Below are 20,988 nucleotides of genomic sequence, written 5' to 3'. Positions count from 1 at the left end.
TTAAAAAACAATGTTAAGAGCAAGTTCTAATACAAACTTTACTTGAAAGATTTCTATTAAACTCTAAATATTATCTATATTCAAAGTCTTCTTAAAAACCTTAACAAGGAAGTGATGCTTTATTAAAGATAAGCCAAACGCTCTATTAGTACTGGTCAGCTAAAGGACTTTCATCCATTACACACCCAGCCTATCAAACTAGTAGTCTTCTAGAGAGCTTAGAGAAGATTCATCTTAGAGTTGGCTTCACGCTTAGATGCTTTCAGCGTTTATCCTTTCCAAACTTAGCTACGCTGCGATGCTCTTGGCAGAACAACAGCTACACCAGTGGTTTGTTCAACCCGGTCCTCTCGTACTAGGGTCAAATCTCTTCAATCTTCTTACGCCCACGGCAGATAGGGACCGAACTGTCTCACGACGTTCTGAACCCAGCTCGCGTACCGCTTTAAATGGCGAACAGCCATACCCTTTCCACCTACTCCAGCCCCAGGATGCGATGAGCCTACATCGAGGTGCCTAAGCTACCCGTCGATGTGCGCTCTTGGGGGAGATCAGCCTGTTATCCCCGGGGTACCTTTTATCCTTTGAGCGATGGCCCTTCCACACAGAACCACCGGATCACTAAGACCGACTTTCGTCTCTGCTTGACTTGTATGTCTTGCAGTTAAGCTGGCTTATACCTTTATACTCTACGAACGATTTCCAACCGTTCTGAGCCAACCTTTGTAAGCCTCCGTTATTATTTGGGAGGCGACCGCCCCAGTCAAACTACCCACCAGACATTGTCCCACTTGAGGATAACTCAAGCTGGTTAGCTACCCAAATAAGAAAGAGTGGTATCTCAACAATGGCTCATATACAACTGGCGTCATATACTCAAAGCCTCCCACCTATCCTGCACATTCTTATCCAAGTAGCAGTGTCAAGCTGTAGTAAAGGTCCACGGGGTCTTTCCGTCTTGCCGCGGGTAGGAGGAATTTTCACCTCCACTACAATTTCACTGGATCCCTCTTTGAGACAGCTCCCATCTCGTTACGCCATTCATGCAGGTCGGTATTTAACCGACAAGGAATTTCGCTACCTTAGGACCGTTATAGTTACGGCCGCCGTTTACTCGGGCTTCGATCAAGAGCTTCGCTAATGCTAACCCCATCAATTAACCTTCGAGCACCGGGCAGGCGTCACACCCTATACATCCTCTTACGAGTTAGCAGAGTGCTGTGTTTTTGGTAAACAGTCGGGAGGGACTCTTTGTTGTAAGTTTCCTTGCTTTCGGAGTAAATCCTAATACAAAGCTAACCACACCTTATACCGAAGATACGGTGCTATTTTGCAGAGTTCCTTAAAGAGAGTTCTTCCACGCGCCTTAGAATACTCATCCCACCCACCTGTGTCGGTTTACGGTACGGGCAACATTAGCTAAACTTAGAAACTTTTCTTGGCTCGACGGCATCAGGGGTTCTTCTATCCATCCGAAGACTTCAAAAAGCCTTTCAGTTCTCGGAGTATTGTTATACGGATTTGCCTGTACAACCTCCTACGACCTTAGACTAGCACTTCCATCCGCTAGCCCCCTTAGCCCTAAGCGTCCTTCCATCGCACACTAATGTTGGTATTGGAATATTAACCAATTTGCCATCGTCTACCCCTTTCGGACTCGACTTAGGACCCGACTAACCCTACGATGACGAGCATCGCGTAGGAAACCTTGGGTTTACGGCGTTAATGATTCTCACATTAATTATCGCTACTCATGCCTGCATGCTCACTTCTATTCGCTCCAGCACTCCTTACCGGTATACCTTCGACGCAAATAGAACGCTCTCCTACCACTTAGTAAACTAAGTCTACAGCTTCGGTACTTACTTTAGCCCCGTTATATTTTCCGCGCAAAATCACTAGACCAGTGAGCTATTACGCTTTCTTTAAAGGATGGCTGCTTCTAAGCCAACCTCCTGGTTGTTTAAGTAACTTCACATCGTTTTCCACTTAAGTAAGATTTAGGGACCTTAGCTGGTAGTCTGGGTTGTTTCCCTCTTGACGACGGATTTTATCACTCGCCGCCTGACTGCTGTGATTACATATAAGGTATTCGGAGTTTGATAGGGTTTGGTACATTGGTGTATGCCCTAGCCCATTCAGTGCTCTACCCCCTTATATTACGACACAACGCTATACCTAAATATATTTCGGAGAGAACCAGCTATCACGAAGTTTGATTGGCCTTTCACCCCTATCCACAAGTCATCCCGGGGCTTTTCAACGCCTATGGGTTCAGTCCTCCACTAGTTCTTACACTAGCTTCAACTTGCTCATGGATAGATCACTTCGTTTCGGGTCTGCAGCATCTGACTAAGCGCCCTATTCAGACTCGCTTTCGCTACGGCTTCGCGTTTGCTTAACCTTGCCAGACACCACAACTCGCAGGCTCATTATGCAAAAGGCAGTCCATCACCCTGTATTGCTACATAGGGCTCTGAATGATTGTAAGCAAATGGTTTCAGGTTCTATTTCACTCTGATCACCTCAGTTCTTTTCACCTTTCCCTCACGGTACTTGTGCACTATCGATCTGGTATTAGTATTTAGGGTTGGATCGTGGTCGACCCGGATTCAGACAGGATTCCTCGTGTCCCGCCCTACTCAGGATACTGCTAGCTAAGGTTTGTTTTTCGCATACGGGACTATCACCCTCTATGGTTATACTTTCCAGAATGTTCTGCTAAACTTACCTCTTGCACATTGCAGTCCTACAACCCCCAGTGCAAGCACTGGGTTTGCCCTCTTGCGCTTTCGCTCGCCGCTACTGACGCAATCTCTATTGATTTCTTTTCCTGAGGGTACTAAGATGTTTCAATTCCCCTCGTTCGCTCCTATATAGGTAATGTATATCTCTATACATTGGGTTGCCCCATTCGGAAATCTACGGATCAAAGCTTCTTGACAGCTCCCCGTAGCTTATCGCAGTCTAGTACGTCCTTCATCGCCTTTACCAGTCAAGGCATCCACCATTCGCTCTTAGTAGCTTACCTTTTTTACCTTTTATTATTGATTCTAAAACGCATCACTTCCTTGTTAAAGTTTTTATGATAAGACTTCTTTATCTTAAGACGGAAAGCATTCAAACACTTAATATAAAACTAAATGATTTAGTCTCAACTAAGCAGTGAGTTTGAAACTTGTCTTTAATTTATAATCCTTAAATCTAATATTCTCTTTATTCATAGAAGAGAAGACAGCTAAAAGTTAAGTTAAACTAAAGAAAAGATAAATAGGTTTTATCCTTTAACAAGTCCTGTAAAATTGTTTTTATTAAAACTTGCTTGTGACTCTTAACAATGATAATTAAAAAGAACATTTAGGTTTAAAACCTAAAGGAAGTATATATATTAACATAATCATTATAAATATAAATGCATAATGTATATGCTACTTATATCTATTAAAGTATATTCTTTTATAGTTAAAGATAAAAATAAATCTAAGTATAGAGTTTATATTTTATATTTAATCTATTTTATATACTTGCTTTAGATTTTAAAGCTTCTTTATTCAAATCTTTTTTATGGTGGGCCTAACAAGACTTGAACTTGTGACCTCACCCTTATCAGGGGTGCACTCTAACCAGCTGAGCTATAGGCCCTTAATAAATGGTGGAGAATAGCGGGATCGAACCGCTGACCTCCTGCGTGCAAAGCAGGCGCTCTCCCAGCTGAGCTAATTCCCCATAAACAATTAGCTTTATCATCAATCTTTGAAATCTAAACAAGAATCAATTGAGTTTATATATTGAAGTAATAGTTGTGAGACTTATTACTTTGTACTCTAGAAAGGAGGTGATCCAACCGCAGGTTCTCCTACGGTTACCTTGTTACGACTTCACCCCAGTCGCTGATTCCACTGTGGACGGTAACTAGTTTAGTATTCCGGCTTCGAGTGAAATCAACTCCCATGGTGTGACGGGCGGTGAGTACAAGACCCGGGAACGTATTCACCGTAGCATGGCTGATCTACGATTACTAGCGATTCCGGCTTCATGCTCTCGAGTTGCAGAGAACAATCCGAACTGGGACATATTTTATAGATTTGCTCCACCTCGCGGTATTGCGTCTCATTGTATATGCCATTGTAGCACGTGTGTCGCCCTGGGCATAAGGGCCATGATGACTTGACGTCGTCCACACCTTCCTCCTCCTTACGAAGGCAGTCTATTTAGAGTGCTCGGCCGAACCGTTAGCAACTAAATACGTGGGTTGCGCTCGTTGCGGGACTTAACCCAACATCTCACGACACGAGCTGACGACAGCCGTGCAGCACCTGTCTCTAAGTTCTAGCAAGCTAGCACCCTCTTATCTCTAAAAGGTTCTTAGGATATCAAGCCCAGGTAAGGTTCTTCGCGTATCTTCGAATTAAACCACATGCTCCACCGCTTGTGCGGGTCCCCGTCTATTCCTTTGAGTTTTAATCTTGCGACCGTACTCCCCAGGCGGTACACTTAATGCGTTAGCTGCATTACTGAGATGACTAGCACCCCAACAACTAGTGTACATCGTTTAGGGCGTGGACTACCAGGGTATCTAATCCTGTTTGCTCCCCACGCTTTCGCGCCTTAGCGTCAGTTGAGTTCCAGCAGATCGCCTTCGCAATGGGTATTCTTGGTGATATCTACGGATTTTACCCCTACACCACCAATTCCATCTGCCTCTCCCTCACTCTAGACTATCAGTTTCCCAAGCAGTTTAATGGTTAAGCCATTAGATTTCACAAGAGACTTGATAATCCGCCTACGCGCCCTTTACGCCCAGTGATTCCGAGTAACGCTTGCACCCTCCGTATTACCGCGGCTGCTGGCACGGAGTTAGCCGGTGCTTATTCCTTAGGTACCGTCAGAATTCTTCCCTAAGAAAAGGAGTTTACGCTCCGAAAAGTGTCATCCTCCACGCGGCGTTGCTGCGTCAGGGTTTCCCCCATTGCGCAATATTCCCTACTGCTGCCTCCCGTAGGAGTCTGGACCGTGTCTCAGTTCCAGTGTGACTGATCATCCTCTCAGACCAGTTAAGCGTCATAGCCTTGGTAAGCCATTACCTTACCAACTAGCTGATACTATATAGTCTCATCCTACACCGAAAAACTTTCCCTACTCAACTTGTGTTAAGCAGGAGTATAGAGTATTAGCAGTCGTTTCCAACTGTTGTCCTCTTGTGTAGGGCAGATTAACTATACCTTACTCACCCGTGCGCCACTAATCCACTTCTAGCAAGCTAGAAGCTTCATCGTTCGACTTGCATGTATTAGGCACGCCGCCAGCGTTCACTCTGAGCCAGGATCAAACTCTCCATAAAAATTATAGATAGTTTAATCTTTTTCTTCAAAGAAAAAGTTATGAAAGATTAAAAGAAAAACTTTTAATCTTTTTAATTATTAGATTGAATAGATTTTACATAATTACTTATGCCTAAATCTTTCTGGCTCAATCGATCACTTATTTAGATTTCAAAGATTGACTAATAAGATTTGAATAACAATACTAAGTTAAAAGAACAAAACAAAAAATCATTTTTAAAAGAAAAGTTTTTAAATTAAAAAACAAGATTTATAAAAAAGCTTTTAGTTTATAAGACAAAAACCAAAAGAGTTAATTTATAAAATCTACTAAGCTAGTGAAACTTTATAATTTAAAAGATTTTAAGTCCTTTTTTCAAAAAAAGGAAATGAAAGTATAACCAATTAAACTTAAAAGTGTATTAAACAAAGGATTAAATAGTATAAATATTTGTGTAAGTATTTATATAAGTATTTGGTGGGTTTAAAAATGGGGGGGGGGTTAAATGATAATAAAAAATACAAGATATAATATACTATTAATAGGATTGAAAGGCTTGACTTAGGGAAGATAAGTTCCCTAAGTTTAGAAATATTTAAAAAATTTTAATATTTTAAAAAATACTCTTGAATTTTTTTAGGATCACTTGTTTTTGTAAGTGCTAATATAAGCAAAACTCTTGCTTTTTGAGGATTTAAATCTTCAGCACTAATAAAACCTAATTTTTCATCTGAATCACTCACAGCAACACAACCTGCTACAACCCTTGAACTTACAACAACCTTAAGCCCTTTTTTTAAAAGCTCTTTTAAAACATCTTTTTGATTTTTGTGTATACTTCCTGCTCCACTTCCTGCAACAACTATGCCCTTAGTTCCATGTTCAAATAAAGCTTTTGCAGCGACACCACTACCATCATTTGAATAGCTATAAAGAATATCTACTTTTGGCAAACTTGTGAGTTTGCTTACATCAAAAGGAGCGTTTTTTGTGTGAGCTTTAGTAACATTATTATAGAAAAAGACTTTACCATCTACTATATAACCCAAATCCCCAAAATCAGGAGAAGAGAAAGCATCAACATTTAAACTATGAGTTTTTACTACGCCTCTAGCGCTTAAAATTTTATCATTTATAGCTACCATAACACCCTTATTCTTAGCTTCTTTATTGGCAACTAATGCCACTGCATTATAAAGATTTTTCGGACCATCCGCACTTATAGCAGTTGATGGACGCATAGCGCCAACTAGAACTACGGGCTTATCACTTTTAATGGTTAAATTTAAAAAATAAGCAGTTTCTTCCATAGTATCAGTACCATGAGTTATCACCACACCGTCTATCCCCTCAGCAAAAAGCTTAGCAATTTTTTTAGCAAGCCTTAACCAAATTTCATCACACATATTTGAACTATCAATATTTGCTATTTGCTCCCAACTAATATCTGCTAAATCTCTAATTTGCGGAACTGCTTTAATTAATACATCTATATCAATGGCTCCGGCCGTATATCCTGTTGTAGCAATAGTGCTATCAATGAAGCCTGCTATCGTTCCGCCTGTTCCTAAAATAGCAATCCTTGATTTAGCTTTTTTCATACATACTCCTATAAAAAGACAACATATAAATAATTTTTTAATCTCTTGTATATTAATTTTTTAATGTTATTAATGCAAATTATAAGTAAAAATTTTTATAAAATCTCTTTAACAACAAACTGTGGAGTTACCATTCCCCTAAATTCATTCTTAGAAATACTTCCAAGCAAAGAAATATTTTGATTCAATTCTGGCTCTTTATCAAAATTAAAAAATAAAGCTTCTATGGTTTTATTTTCCTTAGTTAAAACAAGCTTTAAGTGTTTTTCATCTTTACCTAGAAGTTTTTTATTTTTTACACAAAGATTTTCTAAAACAAAAAAAGGTCGTGGATTTTTATGTCCAAAAGGTTCAAAAGATTCTAAAATTTCAAGCATTTCAAAATCAATTTCGCTAGGTTCTAAGATTCCTAAAATTTCATCCGTATCCAAAAATTCACTTTCAGAAATTTGCGAACATTCTTTTTTGATTTTATTTTTAAATTGTTCAAAATTTTCAGAGTTTAAACTGATTCCAGCAGCACCTTTATGACCACCATAATTGCTTAATATAGAATTTGTCTTAGAAATTAAAGCCAAAATATCAATCTTGCCAACACTTCTTGCACTACCTTTTAAGTGTTCTTCATTTTGAGAAAATACAAAAGCAGGTTTATTAAAATGTTTAGCTAAACGACTTGCCACAATCCCTAAAACACCTTCATGCCAATTTAAACCCGATACCACAATACAAGAATCGTTTTCATCGATTTGATTTAAACTATCTTCAAAAAGCTGTTTTTCTTCATCTTTACGACTTTCATTAAAACTAACAATTTGCTCTAGATATTCTAAAGCTTTATTAAAATCTTTAGTGTGTAAAAATTCATAAGAAATACTTGCATCATCCATTCTTCCAGCACTATTTATAAGCGGAGCAATTAAAAATCCTATATTATCAAGAGCAAATTTATCCTTTTGATAATAATGCTTAATAGCCCTAAAAGCAGCCCTTTTAGATTTGTTAATATGATCTATGCCACGCCTTACTAAAGCACGATTTAAATCTCTAAGTTCCATCATATCTGCAACAATTGCAATCGCCAAAAGTTCTAAAAATTTACACATGTCATATTTAAGCTTGCACACCTCTTTTAAAGCCGCTATCAAATACCATGCGACTTGAGCTCCACAAATTTCAATTTCTGGAAAATCACAATCTTTTTGCTTTGGATTGATAATGGCAAAAGCATCAGGTAAAATATCTTGAGGCATATGATGATCAGTGATAATCAAATCTATATTTTTTTCTTTACAGAGTTTGGCTGCTTCAAGAGCAGCTATTCCATTATCTACTGTTATTATTAAATTTACATCAAGTTCGTTGATGATCTCAGCATTTAATCCATATCCATCTTTAAAACGATTCGGAATTCTTATAATATAATCAAAACCTATATCATCGAAAAATTCTGCCATAATAACACAAGAAATGATTCCATCAACATCATAATCTCCTACTATAGCGACTTTCTCATTTTTTTCTACAGCTTCTTTGATGCGATTAGCTGCTTTATATGCATCCTTTAAACAGCATGGCAAAGGCAGATCACAAAGTTTGGTATGCAAATCTTTTTCAAAGCGTGAAGCCAAAATTTTTTTAATTTCATTTTTATTAATTATCTTCATAGTTTATAGCTGCCTTGATAAAACTGCAAATCACAGGATTAACATGCTCAAGTCTTGATGTAAATTCTGGATGAAACTGCACAGCCAAGAAAAAAGGATGACAGTTAAGCTCAACTGCTTCAATCAATCCTTTGCTTTCACCACTTACAATCAAACCGTGTTTTTCAAAATCTGCTCTATATTTTGGATTTGCTTCATAGCGATGACGATGGCGTTCTTTTACACTCTTTACTTCATTATAAACCTTAGCCAAAAGGGATTTTTCCTTGATATCACATTTATAAGCCCCTAAACGCATAGTTCCACCTAAAGGAGTTTTTGCAGTACGAATTTGTTTTTCTCCATTTGTATCCATAAATTCATCAATCAAATAAACCACAGGATTTTGGCATTTTTCATTAAATTCACTTGAATTTGCATCTTTAAGTTTTAATACATTTCTAGCAAATTCCACCAAAGCAAGCTGCATACCTAAACAAATTCCTAAAAAAGGAATTTTATTTTCTCTTGCGTATTGAATGGCTTTTATCTTACCTTCTACACCACGATATCCAAATCCCCCAGCAACCAAAATTCCACTCACATCTTTAAATACTTCAGAACTTTCCATATTTTCAAGTTTTTCACTATCTACCCATTTTAACTCCACTTTAGTATCTAGGGCTGCACCTGCGTGTATAATAGCTTCAGTAAGGCTTTTATAACTTTCTTTTAAATCCACATATTTGCCTACAAAAGCGATTTTAACTTCATTGCTTGGAGCTATAACTCTTTTTACCAAAGAGTCCCAATTTTCCATATTAGGTTTTAAATTTTTCAAATCCAAAATTTCAGCAATAGGGCTTAAAATATCTTGCTTTAAAAAATTAAGTGGAATTTGATAAATACTAGCCGCATCAACACTTTCTATCACGCAATTTTTTTCCACCCCGCAAGAAATAGCAATTTTATCTTTTAAATCTCTATCAAGAGCTTTTTCACTACGACAAATAATCATATCAGGACTAATGCCTATGCGCCTTAACTCGCCTACACTATGTTGAGTTGGCTTTGTTTTTAATTCCCCTGCAGCCTTAATAAAAGGTACTAGAGTAAGATGAATATTCATAGCATTATTTTTACCCACTTCCAAACGCAAAGCACGAATAGCTTCTAAAAAAGGCAAGCCTTCTATATCCCCAACAGTTCCGCCTATTTCAACGATAAGTATATCTTTGCCTTCTCCTGCTTTTTTAATGCGATCTTTGATTTCTCCTACTATATGAGGGATAACTTGAATGGTTTTGCCAAGATATTCTCCACGCCTTTCTTTTTCAATCACACTTTGATAAACCCGTCCTGTAGTGAAGTTATTATCTTGAGATAAACTCTCATCCAAAAAACGCTCATAATGCCCCAAATCAAGATCCGTTTCTGCTCCATCATCAGTTACAAAAACCTCTCCATGCTCAAAAGGACTCATAGTGCCTGGATCAACATTGATATAAGGATCAGCTTTTAAAATACTCACTTTAAGCCCTGAATTTTTTAAAAGTGTTGCGATAGAAGCAGCGGCTATCCCTTTACCCAAAGAACTTAAAACTCCACCTGTTACAAAAATATATTTTGTTTGTTTCATTGATAATAAGCCTTATTTTTTTATCTAATTATAGCTTGATAAAACTTTTTATTTCATTAGAATTTTAAGTAAAAAATGCAAGAATTACAAAAAATATTTTTATCAAAAAAGGAATAAGCATGCAAATCACTTTACTTTTTCACACTCCATTATCTGTTTGTTCTCATGCAACAAGAACTTGTTGGCAAAGCTTTGAAAAAGGCGATTGCGGTGGCGAAAAAGATAAAGAACTTATCGATCGCGTGGGCAACAAATTCAAACACGCTTCAACCTTAGAACATCTAAACTATACTTTTTATATACAAGGAATTTCAAGAGCTTGCTTACAAGAAGTCGCAAGACACCGTCACACTAGTCCTAGTGTAAAAAGCACGCGTTATACCTTAAAAGAACTTCGCAATGAAGGTGAGTTTAAAATAGGAGATTTTGAAAATGCAAGCCGTTATCTTGTGCTTTGCGGTAATGAAGAGGTTGATAACGCAAGCATTAAAGCCTTAGAAAATTTACGCACTATTTTACAAAAAAGCATTAGTCTAGATATAGCCAAATACTGCTTACCAGAAAGCTATAAAACCGAACTTACACTAACGATTAATGCAAGAAGTTTACAAAATTTCATTTCTTTGCGTAGTTCAAAATCAGCTCTTTGGGAGATTAGAAATTTAGCAAATGCTTTATTTGAAACCTTACCACAAGAACACAAATTTATATTTGAACATTGCCTACATAAAGATATAGAATAAATCATACTAATTTTATCTTATTTAAAATATTTTTATGTTACCATTTATAAAATCAAGCTTTATGCAAGTATATTTTCATATACCTTGTGCTTGATTATAGTTTCTTATAAGGACTTTTTATGGATAAACAATTTTTTCAAGATTTTCTAATGCTTTCACAAGCTCATACTATAGCTACTCTTGCTATGCTTTGTGTTGTTTTTTACGCATTAAAAAAAATGCGGGATATAAAAATCAATTTTTCTCTTCGCATGCTATTTGCGCTTTTAATGGGTTTGGGGTTTGGTTTTGTTTTGCAATATTTGGCAAATTTTCCAGATGCTGAAGAAGCAAGTAATATTCTTTGGTATAGTGAAACAAAACATTGGTTTGCATTTGTAAGTTCTGTTTTTGTAGCTTTTATAAAAATGCTAGTTGTTCCTCTTGTAAGCATTTGCATTATAAAAGTAATTATAGAAATTGATAAAAATATCAAAATATCCTCCTTGCTTGGAATAAGTCTTTTTTGGATACTCTTTAGCACAGCCATAGCTGCAACCTTGGGTATATTTTTAGGTTATAGTTTTGATTTAGGAAGTAATTTTGCCATACATGAAGGAGATAAACAAATTCGCGAAATTCAAACTTTTTCAAATATTATACTAGGGCTAATACCTAGCAACATCATTACAGCTATTAATAAAGAAAATATTATAGCTATTGTCATTTTTTCCTTTTTTATAGGAATTAGTGCTAAAAAAATTTCTAAAAAAGAAGAGTGTGAACAAGCCTTTAAAAGTTTTCATAATTTTATCCTAACCTTTTATAATATTATGATGAACATGACTGCTACAGTGATTAGATTTATGCCTTATGCTGTAGTTTGTATGATGGCTAATGTGCTTTTAAGCAATGGTTTTGAAGCTATCAAAACAGCTGGACTTTTTATAATGCTTATTTATATAGCTATGTTAATAATGTTCGGGGTGCATTTTTTACTTCTTGCTTCACAAGGGCTAAACCCTATAAAATATGCAAAAAAAGCATTTCCTGTATGGTTATTTGCATTTAGCTCAAGATCTTCTTTGGGCACTTTGCCTATGACTACTTCAACTTTGCAAAATAAATTTGGAGTTAATTCAGCTATAGCTAATTTTGTAGCATCTATAGGTACAACAACAGGACTTAATGGTTGTGCGGGATATTTTCCAGCTTTAGCGGCAGTTTTTGTAGCTTTTGCTACACATACACATATTGATTTTACATTTGCTTTAATGATAGTTTTGGTAGCTGTTATTGGATCCTTGGGTATAGCTGGAGTACCTGGAAGTGCAACTATGGCAGCTTCTATTATGCTAGCAGGGATTGGATTTGGTAATAATTTTGTCATGTTAAGTTTGATTTTAGCTATAGATCCTATTATAGATATGGCAAGAACAGCAAGTAATGTCTCAGGAGCTATGACTTCGGCACTTTGTACTGCAAAAAATCTAAAAGCCCTAGATAAAGAAATTTACAATTCTTAATCTCTTAAAACCCAATATTTTTCATTGGGTTTTAGTATTTATTGGCAACCTTCACATTCTATGCTACGATCTGCAACATTGACTTTTTCACTATCAGGGCTTTCGCTTCTTAGATAATAAGTAGATTTTACTCCAAGCTCCCAAGCGAGTTGATAAATTTCATTTAAATATCCCCCACTTGCTTTATCAAGCGATAAAAAGATATTTAAACTCTGCCCTTGATCGATCCATTTACCACGCACAGCAGCAGCCTTTACAAGAATTTTTTGATCAAGTTCGTAGGCTGGAGTATAGTATTGCCAAGTATCAAGGCTTAAATTTGGCACAACAACAGGTATCATACCACTTAAATTTTGTTCAAACCACTTTCTTTTGTAAACAGGTTCTATAGTCTGCGTAGTACCCACCAAAATAGAAATAGAAGAAGTAGGTGCAATGGCCATCAAATAACCATTTCTCATACCATCTTTTTTAACTTTTTCTCTAAGTTTAACCCAGTCGCATTCACTTTGATCAAATAAGCCCTCTCTTAAAGTTAAAGCTTTAGCCTTAGGACTTGCTACATCAATAGGAAAAATCCCCTTGCTCCAATTTGATCCTTCAAAATCCTCATAAGAACCTTTTTCAAGAGCTAAATTTGAACTCGCATTAATAGCCTCAAAGCTAATTTGTTCCATAATCTCATCGATTTTATTTAAATGCTCATCGCTTCCCCAATAAATCTTAGCTTCAGCAAGCATTTGTGCCTCACCCATGACTCCAAGACCTATGGCGCGAGATTTTAAATTTGTATCTTTTACTTTTCTATGAGGATAAAAATTTAAATCTATCACATTATCAAGCATACGAATAGCAGTTGGCACAACACGCTCTATATCTTCTTTAGTATACACTTTGCTAAGGTTTATACTTGCTAGATTACAAACGGCTGTTTTTCCATCATTTTTATATTTTTCTACTATATAAACTTTATTACCATCAATACTATCTAAAGTTGAGATTTTTTTGGCTGGTTTTTCATATCCCCCATCGATCACAACTTTTTGTTCTTCATCAAAATGAAGTTCATCTCCATTTTCAAAAACTACTTTAATTTGATAATAATTTGGCTCGGTATTTTGAAAAATTTCAGTACATAAATTTGAACTTCTAATAATTCCTACATGAGCATTTGGATTTGCTCTGTTAGCGCTATCCTTAAAACATAAAAATGGCAAGCCTGTTTCAAAATAATTTAGCAAAATTTTCTTCCAAAGCTCTTTAGCTTCTACGATTTCTTTGGTAATGCTTTCATCTTTTTCATATTCTTCATAGCGTTTTTCAAAAGCTTCACCATATAAATCACATAAATCTGCTGTATCTGCAGGATCAAAAAGAGTCCATTTATCATTAGCTCTTACTCTCTTCATAAAAAGATCATTGATCCATAAAGCAGGGAAAAGTTCATGAGCACGGCGTCTTTCTTCACCTGAATTTTTACGCAAATCAATAAAATCACTTATATCCATGTGCCAAGGTTCTATATAAACAGCTATAGCTCCTTTTCTGGTTCCTAGCTGATCTACTGCCACGGCAATATCATTAGTAATTTTCAAGAAAGGTATAATCCCTCCTGCGGCATTTTTATGCCCATCTATGCTTCCACCCATAGCACGCACTTTAGACCAATCCCAACCTATACCGCCACCAAATTTAGAAAGCAAAGCCATTTCTTGGTAAGAATCAAAAATACCTTCAATATTATCAGGGGTTGATCCTATATAACAAGAACTAAGCTGATGGCGCGTTGTTCTTGCATTAGATAAAGTCGGAGTTGCAAGCATGAGTTCAAATTTAGAAATCAAATCATAAAATTTCTTCGCCCATTCTTGAGGATTAAATTCATTCTGCGCTAAAAACATCGCAATGGCCATAAACATTTGTTGAGGAAGTTCTATAGGCATACCTTTACTATCTTTAATCAAGTATCTATCATATAAAGTTTTAATACCAAGATAAGTAAATTGCATATCGCGTTCAGGTTTAATATAAGCATTTAAATCATCTAAATCGTATTTTTCTTTAAGACCAAGTAAGATTCTTCCTTCTTTTTCGCCCTTTTCAAAATACTCACGCAAATGATTATAGCGATTCATACCATTAACTTTTTTATATAAATCAAATAAAAAAAGTCTAGCTGCAACAAAGGTCCAATTTGGACAATCAATATCTATCTTATCTACTGCAGTTTTAATTAAAGTTTTTTGAATTTCTTCAGTTGAAATTCCATCACGAAATTGAATCTTTGCATCGAGTTCAAGTTCGCTTAAATTCACACCTTCTAAATCTTTTACAGCATCAGAGGTGCATTTTTTGATCTTAGAAACATCCAATTCTTCTGTACGACCATTTCTTTTAATAACTTTCATTGCCTTCCTTGCTTTTTATTTAAATGTTCTTTTAAAAATTACATCAACATTTTTTGTATAGTAGTTATAATCGAAACATTTTCTTACATCCTCTTCGCTCAAACTTTTTCTTAAATCTTCATCGCTTAAAAGCGCTAACAAAAACAAACTTTCATTTTTTTCATTGATAGCAGCCTTACCATTTTGCAAATCTGCCCAAACTTTCATAGCGTTTCTTTGAACTATTTTATAAGCTTCTTCACGACTAATGCCTTTAAATGGAAGCTCTAAAAGCACCCTCCCTGAAAATACAAGCCCACCTGTAAGATTTAAATTTTTCATCATATTTTCAGGATAAACTAAAAGCTTATCAATCAAATTTGTAAGACGCATAAGCATAAAATCAGCCGTGATAAAAGCATCAGGCAAAATAAATCTTTCAACACTAGAATGAGATATATCTCTTTCATGCCAAAGTGCAACATTTTCTAAAGCTGGAGTTACAAAAGATCTAAGCACACGACAAAGCCCTGTGATATTTTCACTTAAAACAGGATTTCTTTTATGTGGCATAGCTGAACTTCCTTTTTGTCCTACACTAAAATACTCTTCAGCCTCATAAACTTCAGTTCTTTGAAAATGTCTTATGGCTACAGCGATTTGCTCACAACTTGAAGCTAAAATTGCAATAGCAGAAATAACTTGAGCATAACGATCTCTTTGGATCACTTGATTTGAAACAGGGGCAGCTTTAAGACCTAAATTTTTACAAACTTCTTCTTCAAATTCTAAAGGAGCATGAGCAAAATTTCCCATTGCACCACTGATTTTTCCATAGCTTACCACTTCTTTTGCATGTTCTAAAAGCTCTTTTGCATGCAAAATTTCATCATACCAAATAGCTAACACTAAACCAAAAGTGATAGGCTCTCCATGAATTCCATGACTTCTTCCTACCATTAAGGTATTTTTATGCTCCAAAGCACGCTTTTTGATCACTTCTAAAAGCAAAGAAACATCTTCTAAAATAAGCTCCAAACTCTCTTTTATCTGTAAAGCAACAGCCGTATCTATACAATCAGAACTTGTCATTGCATAATGCACAAAACGACTCTCTTCTCCCAAACTTTCACTTACACTTGTAAGAAAAGCGATAACATCGTGTTTTGTGGTTTTTTCTATTTCGTCTATTCTTGCAATATCAAATTTTGCATTTTTAAGAATTTTTTCGCAGTCTGTGTCATTAATGAGACCGAGTTTATTCCAAGCTTTTACAGCGGCTAATTCTACTTTTAACCACGTATCGTATTTTGCTTGCATATCCCATTTTTTAGCCATGATTTCTCTGCTATATCTTTCAACCATCTTTGAAACCTTTTTAGCTATAATTTTATATTTTAAAAAACAGAAATTATATCAAATTATCCTAAGAAAGTTATTAAATGGCTTACATAAAAATAAAACTCTCAAATAATGGAAAAAAGGCATTTCAAGTCCTTATGGAAAATTTAAAAATTAGCATAAATGAAGCACAAAAACTCATAGACAAAAAAAGACTTTTTTGTGATGGAATTTTAGTAGAAGAAAAGAATGAAATTTTAAATGGTTTAGTAGAGCTTATAGTCTATGAAAACAATCCCAAAGGAGTAGAAATTGTCTTTGAAAATGAAGACTTTGCCATACTTGAAAAAGAAAGTGGGATCTTAAGTCATCCAAATGGTAGACATTGTAAATACAGTCTTAGTGATGAAATTTGGCATCTTTGGGGAAAAGAAGCTTGCGTAGCACACAGACTTGATAAAGAAACGAGCGGACTTATACTTGTAGCCAAAAATAAAAAAGCTCAAATTGATCTTAAAGCTTTGTTTGAAAAAAAACTGGTTCAAAAAGAATACCTTGCTCTAGCTAACGGAAAAATAGAAGAAAATTTTATAATTGATAAAGCCATAAATTTAGCCAAAAACTACGATGATGTAAAAACAAGGATGCAAATTTGTAAGGAAGGAAAACAAGCTATCACTGAGTTTGAAATTTTAGAATACTTTCCTAAAATCAACGCTACTCTTTTACTCTGCAAACCACTCACAGGCAGACAACACCAAATTAGAGTGCATTTATTTTATAAAAACCACAAAATTTTAGGCGATCCACTCTATGGCCTTGAAAAAAAAGATATAGAAAAAATTTTAGATGACAAAATGGACATAGAAGAACGCATAAAACTAAGCGGTGCTAAACGCTTGTGTTTGCATTCTTATCGTTTAAAATTTAACTATAACGGAGAAAATTTTGATATTTTTTCAAAAAAGGGTATGGAAAAAATTTTAGCAGCATTTTAAAATAAAGGCGATACTTCATATCTAACAAGCTATCATTTTTAATAAAAATTTTTAAAATAAAAATTTACTTTTTGTTAAAAATTTAGTATAATCAAAAAATAAAAATATAGGATTTTATAAATGAAATTTGTTAATTTTAAATTTAATCAAAAAGCTACTCTAGGGGTGTTTAACTCAAGTGGAAAGGTCGTAAATTTAGCCGATCTTGATATCAATGTTCGTGATATGAATGAATTGATTATAAATTTTGATGAATTTAAACATAAGTTTAAAGATTTAGACTCTAAAACAGCTTATGAAATTCCAAAAGAAAATTATCTAGCCCCTATTATAGAACCTCGTCAAGATATTATATGTCTTGGGATTAATTTTTTAGATCATGCCAAAGAATCTGCCAAATTTAAGGGTGAAAAATTTGAAGAAAGAGAATATCCTGTATATTTTGGAAAACGCTGCAATCAAGCTACGCCACCTTTTGGCGATATACCTTTACATGCAGATGTAACTTCTCAGCTTGATTATGAATGTGAGCTTGCATTTATTTTAAGTAAAGATGCTTATAAAATCAAAGCTAAAGATGCAAAAGATTATATCTTTGGCTATACTATTATCAATGAAATTTCAGCTCGCGAACTTCAAAAACGCCACAAACAATTCTACCGAGCAAAAAGTCTTGAAGGTGGCACTATAATGGGACCTTATATCACAAGCGTAGATGAAATTTCTTATCCTCCTAAACTCCAACTTCAAAGCTATGTCAATGATGAACTACGCCAAAACTCTAACACTCAATTGTTTATTTTTGATATTGCTTATGTCTTAGAAGAACTTAGTGCAGGCATGCTTTTAAAAGCTGGAAGTATTATATCTATGGGAACTCCTAGTGGAGTAGGTATGGGGTTAAATCCACCTACTTTTTTAAAATCAGGAGATAAAGTACGCTGTGTAATAGAAAATTTAGGAGAACTTTGTAATAAAATAAAAAATATCAATTATTAAATAATTTACTAAAATTATACTATAATGGCATTTTAAAAACTTAAATTAAGGCAGAAATTTATCATGAAAAAAATAATAATGATTTTATGTTTATCTTATGCAAATATAGTCTTTGCAGTAGATATGATAACCCCTATTCCAAATTCCATCTCTTATGATAAAGAAAAAGCTAAACTTGGAAAAAGTCTTTATATGGATAAAAGTTTATCTAAAGATGGAAAAGTTTCATGCAATACTTGCCATAGGCTTGATCAACACGGTGTTGATGGGCTTGAATTTTCAATAGGAGTTGATAATCAACTCGATAAACCCTTTAACACTCCTACAACCTTTAATTCTGTGTTTAATTTTGTGCAATTTTGGAATGGCAGAGCTAAAGATTTAACAGAACAAGCTATGGGACCTTTTTTCAATCCAAAAGAAATGGGGCTAAGTCCTGAACTTCTTTTACAAAAAGTTAATTCAAATGAAAATTATGTAAAAACTTTTAAAAAACTTTATGGAGAAGTTACGGTAGAAAACATAGCCCTTGCAGTTGCTGAATTTGAAAAAACCTTAATCACCCCAAATTCTCCTTTTGATCGCTATCTTAGCGGGGATCAAAATGCTATTTCAACTCAAGCTAAAAAAGGTTACGAAGATTTTAAAGCTAATGGCTGCATCTCTTGTCATCAAGGTCAAAATATAGGTGGGAATATGTTTCAAAAAATCGGTATTTTTGAAGAATACCCAAACCAAGAAGATTTAGGGCGTTATGAAATCACAAAAAGAGAAGCTGATAAAATGGTATTTAAGGTTCCTAGTCTTAGAAATATAGCCAAAACCGCGCCTTATTTTCATGATGGTTCTATACCTACTTTAGATGCTTGTGTTCAGTTTATGGCTTACTATCAACTAGGAAAATTTTTAGATCAAGAAACAGTTGACAATATAGTTGCATTCTTAGAAAGCTTAACAGGAGAATATCATGACAAATAAAAAAAGTTCATTTTTGATAAAATTTATTATCTTATCTATACTAGTTTTGACTTTCATTCTTGTTTTATTGGCTATTATTTTTAATAACTATTCTTCATCTAAAAATAACAAAGACTTGATAAACATAGTTCAGCAACTAGAAATTTCAGATGAAAAAATCAATTCTATTTTTCAAAATAGTTTTAATTTTATCAACTACGATCCAAGTGTGCAAGCAATAAAAAAAATGCAAGAAAACTTTACAAAACTTAAAACTTTTGGGATTGACATAAACAAAGCAGAAGAAATTTTTAATGCCAAACTAATCCAGCTTAATTATTTTAAATCCGCAAATTCCATAGCAGTAAATTCAAAACTTTATTTATTTGAACTAGCTAAAAATTATTTTGAAGAATTGGAACAAAACCATGAAACAAATAAAAACAACTATAAAACAATGAGTTCTATGTTAAGCGTTCTTTCAACTGAAAATATTTTACAAAAAACAACACTAAATCAACTCAACAATCTTATGAAAGAAATCAAAAATGATACAAAAAGTGAAAATTTACAACTTTTTTTAAAACACTATAAAATGATTGTAAAGCAAATTTCTATTATGCAAGATAATTCTTCTATTTATGAGAATAATTCTCTCATGAAAGAGTTAAAACAACTTAACACTTTTACCCAAAATACTATAGAACAATCTAATTTATTTAAATTTTATATCGCTTTAGCAGTATTTGGAATCACTCTTGTATTATTTGTATTTTTTATTTTATTAACACTAAAAAAAGTCATCATGCCAATTCATACTTTAGAAAAACTAAGCGCTAATTTAGCTAGCAAAGAAGCCAATCTACACTCTCGTTTAAATATAGATCCAAAAAGTGAGCTTGGACAAAGTGCTCAATATATTAATTCATTTATTTCCACCGTTCAAAACTCAATCATAGAAGCCATAGAAAATGCTAAATCAAGTCATCAAAATTCACAAAAACTCAAAAACAACTCTATGATGCTTGAAAACAGCTCTAATTCGCAACATGAACAAATTCAAGGAGTTAAAGAAATCACTCATGTTTTAGATGATCATATCAATCTTGCGGGAAATTTAGCACAAGAAAGTATAGAAAATATGCAAGATATGCACATACTAATGGATAAAGTAGAACTTACTCTATCTGAACTTGTAAATTTAATAAATGAAAACAATGAAAAAGAACAAAATATAGTAGCCAATATGGACAATCTAACCCAAAGTGCGGATAATATTATAGAAATCACAAACTCCATTAAAGACATAGCTGATCAAACTAATTTACTTGCCCTAAATGCAGCTATCGAAGCTGCAAGAGCAGGCGAACATGGGCGTGGATTTGCTGTTGTAGCCGATGAAGTTGGACAGCTTGCTGATAAAACAAGTAAATCTCTTTTAAACATCAATGCTACTGTTAATACTATAGTCCAACAAATCAATGACAACAAAGCCTTAATGGATCTTATCCATGATTCTATGAAAGAAACCTCTTCAAAAACCAATGATTTACAACAAGAACTTGTAAATTCTATGCATAAATTGGAAAGCTCTATAGAATCAACCCAAACCATGAAAGATAAAAGCATGGAAGTAAAAGATAAAATGCTTATCTTAGGAACAAATATAGATAAAGTTAACGAACTTGCAAATTCTGTTAAAGATTTATCATGTGAAATCAATAATATCTCTCAAAATGTTCTAAATGGTGCCTCTAAACTCTCCGAAAAATTAAGTAGCTTTCAGTAACTTTTTTCACGTTAATTTAACTTAACGTGAAATTTCAATAAAAATTTTATTTTTAATTTAT

The 20,988-nt window shown here is 34.4% G+C and carries 11 protein-coding genes, 2 tRNA genes and 2 rRNA genes; 6 read left to right on the top strand and 9 right to left on the bottom strand.

Features of this window, described 5'->3' with window-relative positions; translation table 11 throughout:
- Positions 1-124: 124 nt before the first annotated feature.
- The 7 genes from FBF21_RS00160 to FBF21_RS00130 form a co-directional block, all read right to left on the bottom strand.
- A 23S ribosomal RNA gene (locus FBF21_RS00160) occupies positions 125-3,031 on the bottom strand.
- A gap of 534 nt (positions 3,032-3,565) precedes the next feature.
- Positions 3,566-3,642 (bottom strand) — tRNA-Ile (locus FBF21_RS00155).
- Positions 3,643-3,650: 8 nt separating this feature from the next.
- Positions 3,651-3,726, bottom strand: a tRNA-Ala gene (locus FBF21_RS00150).
- A 102-nt stretch (positions 3,727-3,828) separates the two neighbouring features.
- Positions 3,829-5,341, bottom strand: a 16S ribosomal RNA gene (locus FBF21_RS00145).
- Together the 16S and 23S rRNA genes with 2 tRNA genes alongside form the textbook arrangement of a ribosomal RNA operon.
- A 586-nt stretch (positions 5,342-5,927) precedes the next feature.
- Entirely contained in the window at positions 5,928-6,935 is a 1,008-nt protein-coding gene (locus FBF21_RS00140; RefSeq protein WP_255005614.1) for a type II asparaginase, read from the bottom strand.
- An 83-nt stretch (positions 6,936-7,018) separates the two neighbouring features.
- Positions 7,019-8,590, bottom strand: coding sequence for a single-stranded-DNA-specific exonuclease RecJ (gene recJ, locus FBF21_RS00135; protein ID WP_002853146.1), 1,572 nt, complete (start codon positions 8,588-8,590; stop codon positions 7,019-7,021).
- On the bottom strand, positions 8,577-10,208 hold the full coding sequence (locus FBF21_RS00130; protein WP_002855601.1) for a CTP synthase: 1,632 nt from the start codon (positions 10,206-10,208) through the stop codon (positions 8,577-8,579). Before FBF21_RS00130 ends, recJ begins: the two co-directional genes overlap by 14 nt.
- Before the next feature lie 119 nt (positions 10,209-10,327).
- Here FBF21_RS00130 and thyX point away from each other — a divergent pair, with 119 nt between their 5' ends.
- Both thyX and FBF21_RS00120 read left to right on the top strand, forming a co-directional pair.
- Positions 10,328-10,951, top strand: coding sequence for an FAD-dependent thymidylate synthase (thyX, locus tag FBF21_RS00125; protein ID WP_002886510.1), 624 nt, complete (start codon positions 10,328-10,330; stop codon positions 10,949-10,951).
- 119 nt (positions 10,952-11,070) lie between these two features.
- Complete coding sequence (locus FBF21_RS00120; RefSeq protein WP_002860159.1) at positions 11,071-12,456, top strand: cation:dicarboxylase symporter family transporter; 1,386 nt, start codon at positions 11,071-11,073, stop codon at positions 12,454-12,456.
- A 38-nt stretch (positions 12,457-12,494) separates the two neighbouring features.
- Here the strand turns inward: FBF21_RS00120 and FBF21_RS00115 are convergent, their stop codons facing one another.
- Together FBF21_RS00115 and purB are read right to left on the bottom strand one after the other, a co-directional pair.
- Positions 12,495-14,864, bottom strand: coding sequence for a ribonucleoside-diphosphate reductase subunit alpha (locus FBF21_RS00115; protein ID WP_002877929.1), 2,370 nt, complete (start codon positions 14,862-14,864; stop codon positions 12,495-12,497).
- A gap of 15 nt (positions 14,865-14,879) precedes the next feature.
- Positions 14,880-16,208 (bottom strand): adenylosuccinate lyase, encoded by a 1,329-nt coding sequence (purB, locus tag FBF21_RS00110; RefSeq protein ID WP_002886508.1) that lies wholly within the window; start codon positions 16,206-16,208, stop codon positions 14,880-14,882.
- A 77-nt stretch (positions 16,209-16,285) separates the two neighbouring features.
- Between purB and FBF21_RS00105 the strand changes: the two genes are divergently transcribed.
- The 4 genes from FBF21_RS00105 (at position 16,286) to FBF21_RS00090 (ending at position 20,927) form a co-directional block, all read left to right on the top strand.
- Positions 16,286-17,182, top strand: coding sequence for an RluA family pseudouridine synthase (locus tag FBF21_RS00105; RefSeq protein WP_052778582.1), 897 nt, complete (start codon positions 16,286-16,288; stop codon positions 17,180-17,182).
- A gap of 120 nt (positions 17,183-17,302) precedes the next feature.
- Positions 17,303-18,181 carry a fumarylacetoacetate hydrolase family protein gene (locus tag FBF21_RS00100; protein ID WP_100624676.1) on the top strand — a complete coding sequence of 293 codons (879 nt, stop codon included), beginning with the start codon at positions 17,303-17,305 and terminating at the stop codon, positions 18,179-18,181.
- A 63-nt stretch (positions 18,182-18,244) separates the two neighbouring features.
- Positions 18,245-19,159 (top strand): cytochrome-c peroxidase, encoded by a 915-nt coding sequence (locus tag FBF21_RS00095; RefSeq protein ID WP_002853120.1) that lies wholly within the window; start codon positions 18,245-18,247, stop codon positions 19,157-19,159.
- Entirely contained in the window at positions 19,149-20,927 is a 1,779-nt protein-coding gene (locus FBF21_RS00090) for a methyl-accepting chemotaxis protein (RefSeq protein WP_002853148.1), read from the top strand. Before FBF21_RS00095 ends, FBF21_RS00090 begins: the two co-directional genes overlap by 11 nt.
- The last annotated feature ends 61 nt before the right edge of the window (positions 20,928-20,988 follow it).

This window comes from Campylobacter sp. CFSAN093238, from assembly GCF_012898015.1.
Lineage (GTDB): Bacteria > Campylobacterota > Campylobacteria > Campylobacterales > Campylobacteraceae > Campylobacter_D > Campylobacter_D jejuni.
The sequence above is the reverse complement of the archived record's forward strand: the minus strand, read 5'-3'. Positions and strand labels throughout refer to the sequence as shown.

Bases quoted from the DNA above. Each gene is read 5' to 3' on its own strand.
- FBF21_RS00115 (WP_002877929.1), bottom strand. From the start codon at position 14,864: ATGAAAGTTATTAAAAGAAATGGTCGTACAGAAGAATTGGATGTTTCT.
- FBF21_RS00120 (WP_002860159.1), top strand. From the start codon at position 11,071: ATGGATAAACAATTTTTTCAAGATTTTCTAATGCTTTCACAAGCTCAT.
- purB (WP_002886508.1), bottom strand. From the start codon at position 16,208: ATGGTTGAAAGATATAGCAGAGAAATCATGGCTAAAAAATGGGATATG.
- FBF21_RS00105 (WP_052778582.1), top strand. From the start codon at position 16,286: ATGGCTTACATAAAAATAAAACTCTCAAATAATGGAAAAAAGGCATTT.
- recJ (WP_002853146.1), bottom strand. From the start codon at position 8,590: ATGAAGATAATTAATAAAAATGAAATTAAAAAAATTTTGGCTTCACGC.
- thyX (WP_002886510.1), top strand. From the start codon at position 10,328: ATGCAAATCACTTTACTTTTTCACACTCCATTATCTGTTTGTTCTCAT.
- FBF21_RS00100 (WP_100624676.1), top strand. From the start codon at position 17,303: ATGAAATTTGTTAATTTTAAATTTAATCAAAAAGCTACTCTAGGGGTG.
- FBF21_RS00090 (WP_002853148.1), top strand. From the start codon at position 19,149: ATGACAAATAAAAAAAGTTCATTTTTGATAAAATTTATTATCTTATCT.
- FBF21_RS00095 (WP_002853120.1), top strand. From the start codon at position 18,245: ATGAAAAAAATAATAATGATTTTATGTTTATCTTATGCAAATATAGTC.
- FBF21_RS00130 (WP_002855601.1), bottom strand. From the start codon at position 10,208: ATGAAACAAACAAAATATATTTTTGTAACAGGTGGAGTTTTAAGTTCT.